10 protein-coding genes, 2 tRNA genes and 1 pseudogene are annotated in these 11,657 nt (G+C 55.3%); 5 read left to right on the top strand and 8 right to left on the bottom strand.

Going from position 1 to position 11,657, the window contains the following annotated elements; all coding sequences use genetic code 11:
* The coding region (locus tag PSSD_RS24080) for an NAD(P)-dependent oxidoreductase (RefSeq protein ID WP_058973973.1) at positions 1–628 on the bottom strand (628 nt) is incomplete at its 3' end.
* A 184-nt stretch (positions 629–812) separates the two neighbouring features.
* Here PSSD_RS24080 and ettA point away from each other — a divergent pair.
* Positions 813–2,480 (top strand): energy-dependent translational throttle protein EttA, encoded by a 1,668-nt coding sequence (gene ettA / locus PSSD_RS24075; protein ID WP_071885751.1) that lies wholly within the window; start codon positions 813–815, stop codon positions 2,478–2,480.
* A 53-nt stretch (positions 2,481–2,533) separates the two neighbouring features.
* Here ettA and nadR read toward each other — a convergent pair whose 3' ends face one another.
* From nadR to serB, 3 genes are all read right to left on the bottom strand, one after another.
* The gene (gene nadR, locus PSSD_RS24070; protein WP_039329519.1) at positions 2,534–3,760 is read right to left on the bottom strand and encodes a multifunctional transcriptional regulator/nicotinamide-nucleotide adenylyltransferase/ribosylnicotinamide kinase NadR; all 1,227 of its coding nucleotides are present in this window, start codon (positions 3,758–3,760) and stop codon (positions 2,534–2,536) included.
* A gap of 123 nt (positions 3,761–3,883) precedes the next feature.
* Positions 3,884–5,266, bottom strand: coding sequence for a DNA repair protein RadA (gene radA / locus PSSD_RS24065; protein ID WP_058973972.1), 1,383 nt, complete (start codon positions 5,264–5,266; stop codon positions 3,884–3,886).
* 13 nt (positions 5,267–5,279) lie between these two features.
* The gene (gene serB, locus PSSD_RS24060) at positions 5,280–6,257 is read right to left on the bottom strand and encodes a phosphoserine phosphatase (RefSeq protein ID WP_058973971.1); all 978 of its coding nucleotides are present in this window, start codon (positions 6,255–6,257) and stop codon (positions 5,280–5,282) included.
* 107 nt (positions 6,258–6,364) lie between these two features.
* Here serB and PSSD_RS24055 point away from each other — a divergent pair.
* A pseudogene (locus PSSD_RS24055) lies at positions 6,365–7,000 on the top strand (YtjB family periplasmic protein); the annotation flags it as partial.
* A 31-nt stretch (positions 7,001–7,031) separates the two neighbouring features.
* On the opposite strand, the gene yjjJ reads toward PSSD_RS24055, so the two are convergent.
* From yjjJ to PSSD_RS24035, 4 genes are all read right to left on the bottom strand, one after another.
* Positions 7,032–8,354 carry a type II toxin-antitoxin system HipA family toxin YjjJ gene (gene yjjJ / locus PSSD_RS24050; RefSeq protein ID WP_058973974.1) on the bottom strand — a complete coding sequence of 441 codons (1,323 nt, stop codon included), beginning with the start codon at positions 8,352–8,354 and terminating at the stop codon, positions 7,032–7,034.
* Between the two features lie 114 nt (positions 8,355–8,468).
* Complete coding sequence (yjjG, locus tag PSSD_RS24045; RefSeq protein WP_058973970.1) at positions 8,469–9,152, bottom strand: pyrimidine 5'-nucleotidase; 684 nt, start codon at positions 9,150–9,152, stop codon at positions 8,469–8,471.
* An 11-nt stretch (positions 9,153–9,163) separates the two neighbouring features.
* On the bottom strand, positions 9,164–9,604 hold the full coding sequence (gene rimI, locus PSSD_RS24040) for a ribosomal protein S18-alanine N-acetyltransferase (protein WP_058973969.1): 441 nt from the start codon (positions 9,602–9,604) through the stop codon (positions 9,164–9,166).
* The gene (locus PSSD_RS24035; RefSeq protein WP_058973968.1) at positions 9,576–9,986 is read right to left on the bottom strand and encodes a DNA polymerase III subunit psi; all 411 of its coding nucleotides are present in this window, start codon (positions 9,984–9,986) and stop codon (positions 9,576–9,578) included. The genes rimI and PSSD_RS24035 overlap by 29 nt, the downstream gene beginning before the upstream one ends.
* 254 nt (positions 9,987–10,240) lie before the next feature.
* Here PSSD_RS24035 and rsmC point away from each other — a divergent pair, with 254 nt between their 5' ends.
* The 3 genes from rsmC to PSSD_RS24020 all read left to right on the top strand — a co-directional run bounded on the left by rsmC (position 10,241) and on the right by PSSD_RS24020 (position 11,620).
* Positions 10,241–11,272: a 16S rRNA (guanine(1207)-N(2))-methyltransferase RsmC gene (gene rsmC / locus PSSD_RS24030; RefSeq protein ID WP_039329532.1), complete on the top strand. Its 1,032-nt coding sequence runs from the start codon at positions 10,241–10,243 to the stop codon at positions 11,270–11,272.
* Positions 11,273–11,416: 144 nt separating this feature from the next.
* Positions 11,417–11,503: transfer RNA gene (locus PSSD_RS24025), tRNA-Leu, on the top strand.
* 30 nt (positions 11,504–11,533) lie between these two features.
* Positions 11,534–11,620, top strand: a tRNA-Leu gene (locus PSSD_RS24020).
* Positions 11,621–11,657 lie beyond the last annotated feature (37 nt).

Genomic DNA, 11,657 nt, shown 5'->3' with positions numbered 1-11,657 from the left:
CGGCGTTGTCTGGCAGGCTGAGCACCACAAAGTCCGCCTGCTGCAGCAGTTCCGGTAGCTGCGACATTGTGCCGAGCCAGTCGAGCTGATGCTGACGCGCAAAGGCTTCATCCGCCTCGCGTTTTACGCCAATCATACGCATGCCAAATGGGGCAAGGCGCTTCGCCAGCGCTTTGCCGATGCCACCTAATCCTACCAGCCCGACGGTTTTCCCCATCAGTCCCAGGCCAATTGGCTGTCCTAACCTCTGCTGTGCCAGGCAATCGGCAATCTCATGCTGGCGACGCGCCAGCCCAATCATCATCCAGATACCCAGCTCCGCCACTGAATCGGCATTGCCTGAATTATCGGAAGGGACATTCGCCACCATAATGCCGGCTTGCTTTGCCGCCGCAAGATCAACACCTTCCAGCCCGACGCCCGCCTGCTGAATCAGCTTTAGCCGATCGGCGGTGGCAATCAGCCGTGCATCCACACGACACATGCCGGGGATCAGCGCATCGAAACCGGCCAGGCTCTCCGCCGCATGGCCCGCCGAGGCGATAAATTCCATATCAGGTAACGTCTGGCGGATCGCAGGAATCAATCCACCCCAGGCATGTTCATCTGCAGCAATCAGCACTTTCATCGAACTCCCTCCGTTTTCAGGCAAAAAAGCAGCATAGCGACTGTTGAGTGAGAATCAATCAGTTATCGGCTCTGTTGCCCCACTCCAGAAGATTCAACGCCATGCGGCTGTGATTGCCGGGTGAAAACGGCTAAACTTCACCATCTGAAGTTCCACCATTCACAGACCAGAGGCTCATTACAACGTGGCTCAATTCGTCTATAGCATGCATCGCGTCGGCAAAGTGGTTCCGCCGAAGCGTCACATCCTGAAGAACATCTCTCTTAGCTTCTTCCCTGGCGCCAAAATCGGTGTACTCGGCCTGAATGGCGCGGGTAAATCCACCCTGCTGCGCATCATGGCCGGTATCGATACCGATATCGAAGGGGAAGCACGCCCACAACCGGGCATCAAAGTGGGCTATCTGCCACAGGAACCCAAACTCAACCCAGAGCACACCGTGCGTGAATCTGTGGAAGAAGCGGTTTCTGAAGTGGTTGGCGCGCTGAAACGTCTCGATGAAGTGTACGCCCTGTACGCTGATCCGGATGCGGATTTCGACAAGCTGGCGGCAGAACAGGGGCGTCTGGAAGAGGTGATCCAGGCACACGATGGCCACAACCTCGACACCCAGCTGAACCGTGCTGCTGATGCGATGCGTCTGCCAGACTGGGATGCCAAAATTGGCAACCTGTCCGGTGGTGAGCGCCGCCGCGTTGCGCTGTGTCGCCTGCTGCTGGAAAAACCAGACATGCTGCTGCTGGACGAACCGACTAACCACCTGGATGCAGAATCCGTGGCCTGGCTGGAACGCTTCCTGCACGACTTCGAAGGCACCGTGGTAGCGATTACGCACGACCGTTACTTCCTGGATAACGTTGCAGGCTGGATTCTGGAGCTGGACCGCGGTGAAGGTATTCCGTGGGAAGGTAACTACTCCTCTTGGCTGGAGCAGAAAGATCAGCGTCTGGCGCAGGAAGCCTCTTCTGAAGCGGCTCGTCGTAAGTCGATTGAGAAAGAGCTGGAGTGGGTTCGTCAGGGCGCGAAAGGCCGTCAGTCTAAGGGCAAAGCCCGTCTGGCGCGCTTCGAAGAGCTGAACAACACCGAATACCAGAAACGTAACGAAACCAACGAACTGTTCATTCCACCTGGTGCGCGCCTTGGCGATAAAGTGCTGGAAGTGACCAACCTGAATAAATCGTATGGCGATCGTGTCCTGATTGATGACCTGAGCTTCTCTGTGCCGAAGGGTGCGATTGTTGGCATCATCGGTCCAAACGGTGCGGGTAAATCCACGCTGTTCCGCATGATGTCCGGTCAGGAACAGCCAGATTCCGGTACCATCGAGCTGGGCGAAACCGTCAAGCTGGCGTCAGTGGATCAGTTCCGTGACGCCATGGACAATTCGAAAACCGTGTTCGAGGAAGTTTCGGGCGGTCAGGACATTATGCGTGTCGGCAACGTTGAGATGCCAAGCCGCGCCTATGTCGGTCGCTTCAACTTCAAAGGCACCGATCAGGGCAAACGTGTTGGTGAGCTGTCTGGTGGTGAGCGTGGTCGTCTGCACCTCGCGAAACTGTTGCAGGTTGGCGGCAACCTGTTGCTGCTCGATGAACCGACCAACGACCTGGACATCGAAACCCTGCGCGCGCTGGAAAACGCCCTGCTGGAATTCCCAGGCTGTGCCATGGTGATCTCGCATGACCGTTGGTTCCTTGACCGTATCGCCACGCACATCATCGATTATCAGGATGAAGGCAAAGTGGAGTTCTTCGAAGGTAACTTTACCGAGTACGAAGAGTACAAGAAACGCACCCTCGGCGCTGACGCGCTGGAGCCAAAGCGTATCAAGTACAAGCGTATGGCGAAGTAATGGTTATGATGTGAAAAAGGCGCCAATGGGCGCCTTTTTTATGGCTGTGAAGATCATCCCCCCAGCATCTGTTTCACCAACTCGACGCAGCGCAGGAAGCGTGCATCGTAGTCATCCTCTTTCACGTGGACGAACTCAATGTTGTTTTCACGCAGCATGGTGACCAGCATCGACTGAAACTCGCGGCGATCCATTGAGCTGCCGAGGCTACGCAAGCCATCCGCCACCCAAGGCACGTTGTTCTCCAGCAAAATCACCAGATCGAAACGATACTCATCAATTAGCGCCTGCACGAACGGATGCTCACGCCCTTCATACTTCAGGCAAAACGCCTGGGTGGTGATGAAGTCGGTATCAATGAAGGCCACTTTGCTGGCGTATTTCACCGCGAAGTCGATGTACTGCGCCTGCCCCAGTGCGATTTTGTCGTAGTCGGAGTATTGCAGCGCCATCTCATCCCCACCCAAGTGGGAGAAGACATAATCACGGCCATACTCCCAGGCGCTGGTGGTATTAAAGATATTCGCCAGCTTGTTCACCAGCGTCGATTTGCCGCTGGATTCCCCACCAAGGATCGCCACGGTGCGCACAAAGAACGGCTTCACTTCAGTGGGGATGTACTCCCAGTAACGGAACGGATCCTGTCGAATTTGCCCGCCACTGATGTTCATAAAGGATCGGTTAGGATCCACCACCACGGTAGGAATGCCGAGGTGTTGCTGATACATCGCCGCGTCAGGCTCTTCACTGGTATAGATGCAATCGGGTTCAATCCCCTGTTCGGACAGGAATTTTTTCACCCCTTCACTCCACACATCCCAGCCGTGCGGATAGGGTTCGATCCCCTCTTCATCAAAGGAGTGAATACGGATATTTTTCTGGTATTTGAAGGTCTGTAGCAGCCAGCGCAGACGGTCGCTGATGGTCGGCTGCTGTGACATGGCGCTGTTTTCAAACAGTTCACGATCGCGCGGATCGTCATGGCCCATGATGATGTGCAACTCATCGACCTGGCTACAGGCGCGCTGAATCAGATAGATATGCCCGGTGTGCAGCGGGTAGAACTTACCGAACACCACGCCAACGGTTTTGTCCCGGCGTGGGAATTCCAGCCCGAGAAAACGGTGCAGTGCTTCCAGCTTCTGCGCGCTCGGGCTTTTGATTTTGGCATTCAGCAACTGGCTTAAGTAGCCTTTGGTCATCCCGCTGGCATCTGCAACCTGCTGCAGCGTATGGCCCTGCTGGCGTATGGCTGTTTTCAGGTAGTCGAATGATGACATTTGGTGCCTCCTGCGTGGAAAAAATGGGGTGTGGTGCATTTGTGAAGGTGCGCATGAATGCGCACCCTACATTGATGGTGTACGGTTCACTGTAGGGTCGGCATTTATGCCGACAAGGCAATATTACAGCTCGTCCAAAATCGCCAGCGCATCCGCCAGCTTCTTGGCGCTGTACACCTTCATGCCATCAATGGTCTTCTTCGGCGCATTCCCCGCCGGCACAATCGCGCGTTTGAAACCGTGCTTGGCCGCTTCAGAAATACGCTCCTGACCGCTCGGCACCGGGCGGATCTCACCGGCTAACCCCACCTCGCCGAAGATCACGAGATCCTGTGGCAGCGGGCGGTCACGCAGGCTCGACACCATAGCCAGCAGCAACGCCAGGTCAGCACTGGTTTCCGTGACTTTTACGCCACCCACCACGTTGACGAACACATCCTGGTCCGCCATCTGCAAGCCGCCATGACGGTGCAACACCGCCAGCAAGATCGCCAGGCGGTTCTGTTCCAGACCCACAGCAACACGGCGTGGATTGCCCATCATCGAATGATCCACCAGCGCCTGGATCTCCACCAGCAACGGGCGCGATCCTTCCCACACCACCATCACCGAGCTGCCGGACGTCACTTCGTCACCGCGCGACAGGAAAATAGCTGACGGGTTACTGATTTCACGCATGCCCTGCTCGGTCATGGCGAACACGCCTAACTCGTTCACTGCACCAAAACGGTTTTTATGGCTGCGCAGGGTGCGAAAGCGAGAATCGGCATCACCATCCAGCAGCACCGAACAGTCGATACAGTGCTCCAGCACTTTTGGACCGGCCAGCGAGCCATCCTTGGTGACGTGCCCCACCATCACAATGGCCACGCCGCGCGTTTTGGCGAAGCGCGTCAGGTAAGCGGCGGTTTCACGCACCTGCGCGACGCTGCCCGGCGAAGACTGGATATCCGCCATATGCATCACCTGGATTGAGTCGATCACCATCAGCTTCGGTTGCTCTTGCTCGGCGATCAGACAGATCTGCTCGATGCTGGTTTCCGACAACATATTCAGGTTTTCGGTGGGTAATCCCAGACGATGGGCACGCATTGCCACCTGTTGCAGTGACTCTTCACCGGTGACGTAAAGGGTTTTCATCCCTTCTGCCAGCTTACACATCACCTGCAGCAGCAAAGTGGATTTACCGGCACCGGGGTTGCCACCAATCAAAATCGCACTGCCCGGCACCACGCCGCCACCGAGTACGCGGTCGAACTCTTTAAAACTGGTGGAGAAACGCGGCAAGGCTTCAAGACTGATTTCTGACAGCTTCTGCACCCGACTGGTACCGGCATTCCCGGCATAGCCCGTCAGACGGTCGTTGCGCGCAGCCGCGGGCGAGGCGGCAATGCGCACCTCGGTGATGGTGTTCCACGCCTGGCAGGCGCTGCATTGCCCCTGCCAGCGCGGATAATCAGCGCCACACTCGTTACAAACGAAGGCGCGTTTTGCCGCTTTGGCCAAATCAAATCCTCTGTTAACGCTCTTCGTGAATCAGGCTGCCGGTCAGGATGCAGAACACACCCATCAAATCGGCATGGCGGATGATGATCGACGCCTGCTCATTCACTTTCGGTTTAGCATGGTAAGCAATACCCAGACCCGCCGCTTTAATCATCGGCAGATCGTTCGCGCCGTCGCCAATCGCCACGGTTTGCTCTGTGGCGATCTCATAACGTTCGGCGAGATTTTTCAGGGTATCGGCTTTAAATTGGGCATCCACAATCTGCCCCAGCACTTCGCCGGTCAGCTTGCCATCGCGCATTTCCAGCTCATTAGCCACCGCTGCCGTCAGGTGCAGCGTCTGGCGCAGATAATCGGCATAGTAGGTAAAGCCGCCTGAAGCAATCGCTACCTGCCAGCCCAGCGCCTGCAGTTTCTGCACCAGCGTGGTCAGGCCCGGCATCAGCGGCAGCGTATCACGCACCTGTTTGAGGATGTTGGCATCAGCACCCGCCAGTGTTGCCACGCGTTCACGCAGGCTGGCTTTGAAGTCCAGTTCGCCACGCATCGCGCGTTCGGTCACTTCAGATACCTGATCGCCGCAGCCCGCCAGTTTAGCGATCTCATCAATGCATTCGATCTCAATGGCGGTCGAATCCATGTCCATCACCAGCAACCCAGGGGTTTTCAGATGCGGGATTTTGCCGAGCGGTGCCACATCAAAACCGGCATCATGCGCCAGTTTAGCGGCACGCGGCGTCAGTGAACCGGCCAGACGAATCACCTGGTATTCATCGACATTCCACGCGCTGACGATCACCATCGCCGCACCCAGCAGATGCTGATAATCGGTCAGTTTTTGTTTATCGAGCCCACGCCCATACAGCAACCAGCCAGTACGACCGGCACGGTAATCCAGCGGCATCACTTCATCACCGCTGAGGGAAAGGGGTAGACCCGGCCAAAGTGAAACATCGGCGGGCAGATCGCACCAGGTAAGACGATTTGGCATTACAGCTCCTGTAGGGACAACAAAACCACGCAAGAGGCTACCTTGTCTGCGCGGGTTCTGGCAACATAATTGCCAGCCTTTCTGCTGTTACGTCACACGGGTTCCTGATGGTTAAAACCGCACTGAAATTTCGCCTGCATCGCACGGTGATTGTTCTTATCTCGCTGGCCCTGTTAGTGGTGCTGATGCAAGGGGCATCCTGGTTCAGTCTCGGCCATCAAATGGCGCGATCTGAACAGGTGGAAGAACTGGCGCACACCTTAACGCGTCAGGTGGCGTTTAGCCTGAAACCGCTGATGGACAACAGCGACGACAACCGCACACAAATCGAAGCCATCCTGGATCAGATGACGGATAACAGCCGCATTCTGGATGCCTCGGTATATGCCGACGACGGCAGTCTGGTGGCCCACAGCGGTGAAAACATTAACGTGCGCGACCGTCTGGCGTTGGACGGCAAACGTGCCGGTAGCTATTTCAATCATCAAATTGTGCAGCCGCTGGAAGGCAAAGAGGGACCACAAGGTTTCCTGCGCGTCACCCTCGATACCCACGTACTGGTCACCGAATCGCGCCAGGTGGATAACACCACCAACATCCTGCGCCTGATGATGCTGCTGGCGCTGGCGATTGGCATCATCCTGACCCGTACCTTGCTGCGCGACCGCCGCACCCGTTGGCAGCAATCGCCGTTCTTGCTCACCGCCAGCCGCGCAGTGAAAGAGGACAAAGAGGAAGAAGAGGCGGTCGCAACCTCTGAGAATGAAAAAAGAGTTAAGCCATTTTGTTCAGCGTTGCAGCTAACGCAGTTAACTGCTGCAAGGCATGTGCGGCAATTTGCCGAAAACCGAGGCTGAACTGTTCATCACTTTCAATTGCCTGCCAGTAGGTTTTTGCCATTGCGCTGGCAGCGCGCCATACCTTAGCGGACAACGAGAAATCCAACGTCAGTTTGACTTCCTCACGCATGTGCCCCTGCGAATTGGGCGCCAGAGCCATCGGCAGCATGTCGTAAGCTGGAGTCAGGCTAAAAGGCTCATGCCCGGTGAAGAACGACAAATTTCCTGCATGCATATCGCTATTGGCAATCAGGCGACCAAATGCCCATTGCAAGGTGCCACGATGTTGCGACTCATCGTCAATACGACGTTGCTGATGTAACTCTCGCAGCGTATCAGGCCAGTGCTGTGGGTGACCGATAAATTCCGCACTGACCGCTTCCAGTGAAGCCATCTCGTGCCGACCGCGCTCACCCGTACGGTCAAAACGCTGCACTTCGAGAAAAAGCTGATCTTCACTTTCAATTAACTGGCTATCTGCCGCGGCCAGGCCACCGGCATTTAAATGCCGTAGTGCCAGATGCTCAGCGCGCAGTAAATCACGCCATCGTTGAGCATTATCGCTTTGCCGTGAGGCAGTGAATTTCACCAGGCAGTGGCGGGCGCCGTTTGGAGTATCAGCAAAGCAGAGAAATTTGGGCTGTTCCCCCCCTGCTGACGATCCTGGCTCGTCACCACTCAACGCATGCTGCGCCAGCTGCGGATAGCGATTAACTTTCTCCACTTCGCGAATGGGTTGCGGAGACGCCTGCAGCAACCAGCGTTGGTAAGGGCGCTCACCGATGAGAAACGCACCCGGCATATCGATTCCACCGTTTGCCAGCGCCATTAAGCACTGCTCATCACTCCATAACCGAATGTCATCATTTAATCCCAGCTGTGCTGCATGTTCTCTGCCCCATTGACGACCAATAAATCCCTGCGGTCGCAAGTCCTGTAAGAACCAGGGTAAACCATCATAGAAATGACCGCGTTCATGCTGGTCAAGATACAGGCAACTGCCTTGTGGCCATGTCGGCAACAGATAACCGGCTGACATGGCCTGCCCTTGAGCGGAAATGCAGTAGAGCGGAAATTGATTTTCACCCTGAATCGGACGAAGCAAAGCATAACGAGTGGCGCGTGCCCGGCCCCATTTAATGATGTGCGGCTGTTGCCGCAACTGACGCGATAATGTCGCCTGGCTCACGCCCGACCGTTGTAGCAGCTCGGCGGCACTCAGCGGTCCTGCTAGCAAGAAGTTCTGCAAATCCACCATAACCATCATCTCATGAATAGATTCATGAATAGATTTATGCATAGATACTTTCAAAAAAAAGCCCGCACGGCGGGCTTTTTACGATAAATGCACATCAACAGTGAATAGATACTTTTAGCTATTAGTCAGCAACGCCTGCAGTTCCGCCAGGTTTTTGACCTGCCAGGTTGGCGTGATGTGTTCCGGCAGCGGGCGTGTGCCGTGATCGATCCAGCAGGTTTTCACTCCCGCGTTCATGCCACCCAGAACGTCGGATTCTGGCGTATCGCCCACCATCAGCACGCGGCTACGATCTGGGTTGCCGAGTAACTGCAATGTATGATCGAAAATCGCCACATCGGGCTTGGGTACACCGACCTGCTCCGAAATGATCAATTCATCAAAGAAGTCACGGAAACCGGTGCGTTCCAGGCGTGCCTGCTGCAACGCGGTAAAGCCATTGGTGATGATGGCGATTTTCACCTTGCCTTTCAGCGTGTTCAGTAACTCGGCAGCCCCTTCAAGCGGCAAGCAGATCTCCGCCATGGCTCCGAGAAAATCACTGTTCAGCACTTCTGGTGCCACGCTGAGTTTCTCACCCCATAGCGTGAAGCGGCGAGTCTGTAGCTGTAAGGCTGAAATGGTGCCGTTTTGGTAATCCACCCACAGCGGTTTATTGATCGCCTGGTAATCCGCGTAATCCTGGTCGCTGAACTGCACGTCATAACGGGCGAACATGCGTTGCAAACCGGCATAGGCGTCAAAATGAAAAAGTGTGTCGTCTGCATCGAACAGGATGCAGTCCCAGTCGTTTAGCATAATGTCCCTTTTTACAGCGTTAGCGCCATGATGATGGCATCTTCACGCCCATTGGCGGTGGGATAATAGTTGGGCCTGATACTGACCTGATGAAAATCGAGCTGTTCGTACAGTGCAATCGCCGGATGATTCGAGGCCCGCACTTCCAGCCACAGCGTCATCACTTCGCGCGCTTCCAGCTCAGCAATCAAATGCTGTAACAGCTGGCGTGCATAACCGCGGCGCTGAAAATCGGGATCGATTGCAATATTGAACAACGAGGCCTCATCCAGCACCACTTGGGTGATGGCGAATCCTGCCAGTTTACCCTCGGCTTCCAGGCGAAAATTAACAAAACGTTCGCCCTGATTGCTGGCAAAAGTTTGCTCGCTCCACGGAAAAGCGTGGCTACGGCGTTCAATGGCCAGCAGTAGCGGCTGGTCTTCAGGGGTGACTAAAGAGATGGTTGTCATGGTTACACATCTGTTGCCACAGGGCGCGTTTTGCCGCACCGCTGCTGATCAATTCGTTGAAAACGGCAGTGGTAAAGGTGATGCCGTTAAAGGGATCTTCGCTCTCCACGCCCATTAGCCAGCCGGCACAATCGACCTGCTCGGGCAGCATGGGCAGCTGTTCTGGCGTCAGCGTCATGACCTGAGCAGGCTGGATGTTCAGCACGCGCAGCACGTCGCGAATCAGCGGTTCTTGCAACTCAGGAGCCTGTTCAGTCACCATCACCAAACGCGTACCCGGCGTCAGCGTGACAGCAATTTCGCCCTGTAGCACGCGTGGACGCCGCAATTGGTACTGCGTAATCCCCATTTGCTGTAGGAGCCAGTCGCGTCTTGTACTCATGCTGTTACCCGTTATGCTGCCAGAATGCGACGCTATGCTAGCAAACCCATCGAACATGCGCCAACAAAGCACAATACCCAAAATAATTCGAGTCCCCTCATGGGGCCTACTCTTGGTTCAGGAAGGAGGGAAAAGGAGTGAGTCCGATGAGCTTACTTCAGGTAAGTGATTCGGTGAGCGAGAGTCGCCAACGCACCTGTAACTTGAAGTATGACGTGTATATAATCGCTGCTCTGATTTAACAGGAGTGTTCCATGTCTGCTTTTACCCCGGCCAGCGAAGTCATTCTGCGCCACAGTGATGAATTTACCACCCGCCATGTGCTTTTTGCTGGCGACCTGCAGGATGACCTGCCTGCCCAGCTGGAAACGGCCTCTACACGTGTGCATACCCAGCAGTACCATCACTGGCAGAACCTGAGCCGTCGCCTCGGTGAACGAGCGGTTTACAGCATGGTAGCGACTGCTGATGATGTCGCTGGCTGCGATACGCTGGTTTATTACTGGACGAAAAACAAGCCCGAAGCGCAGTTCCAGTTGCAGAACTTGCTGTCATTACTGCCTGTTGGCTGCGATATTTTTGTCATCGGCGAAAACCGCGCCGGTGTGCGCAGCGCAGAAGGCATGCTGGAAGCGTGGGCAACGCTGGAGAAAGTCGATAGCGCTCGCCGCTGCGGACTGTATCATGGTCGTCTGGATAAGCAGCCAAGCTTCGATGCCAGCAGCTATGGCAACACTTACATGATTGAGCATCTCACTATCCATACGCTCCCTGGCGTGTTCAGCCGCGATGGTCTGGATATCGGCAGCGATCTGCTGCTCTCGACGCTGGAACCGCATGCACGCGGTAAAGTGCTGGATATCGGTTGCGGAAGCGGCGTGCTGGCGACAGTACTGGCACAGATCTCACCGCGCGTGCGCCTGTGGTTATGTGATGTTCATGCAGCAGCGATTGAAGCCAGTAAACTCACACTGGCTGCTAACGAGTTAGAGGGTGAAGTCTTCGCCAGTAACGTCTTCTCGGATGTCACCGGTCGTTTCGATATGATCATCTCCAACCCGCCGTTCCACGATGGCCTGCAAACCAGTCTGGACGCGGCCAACACGCTGATTCGCGGTGCACTGAAGCATCTGAACAGCGGCGGCGAACTGCGTATCGTCGCCAACGCCTTCCTGCCTTATCCGCAAATTCTGGATGAAACCTTCGGCAACCATGAAGTGCTGGCCCAAACCGGGCGCTTTAAGGTGTACCGCGCGGTATACGGTCGTGGTGCCAAAACGCGTTAATGGCGCGATTACATCAGCGCGGCGGTAAAAACGTTGTTTTTTGCAGCAATCGTTTCATCGTCGCGAAATATGTATTGACGCAATGAGTAAAATCTCTAGAATGCGCCTCCGTGGTTAGCAATACTTTAGGGTGTTGCACGGTACGCGATGGTGGCGGAATTGGTAGACGCGCTAGCTTCAGGTGTTAGTGTTCTTACGGACGTGAGGGTTCAAGTCCCTCCCTTCGCACCAATAATCACAAAGTTTATATCATAGCACTGAGCGATGGTGGCGGAATTGGTAGACGCGCTAGCTTCAGGTGTTAGTGTTCTTACGGACGTGAGGGTTCAAGTCCCTCCCTTCGCACCAATGCGATGGTATAAACAAAAAAGACAACACAATACGA

Origin of the sequence: Type-D symbiont of Plautia stali, assembly GCF_001485335.1 — a bacterium.
GTDB classification, from domain to species: Bacteria; Pseudomonadota; Gammaproteobacteria; order Enterobacterales; family Enterobacteriaceae; genus Pantoea; species Pantoea vagans_C.
This window is presented reverse-complemented; position numbering and strand designations above follow the sequence as displayed.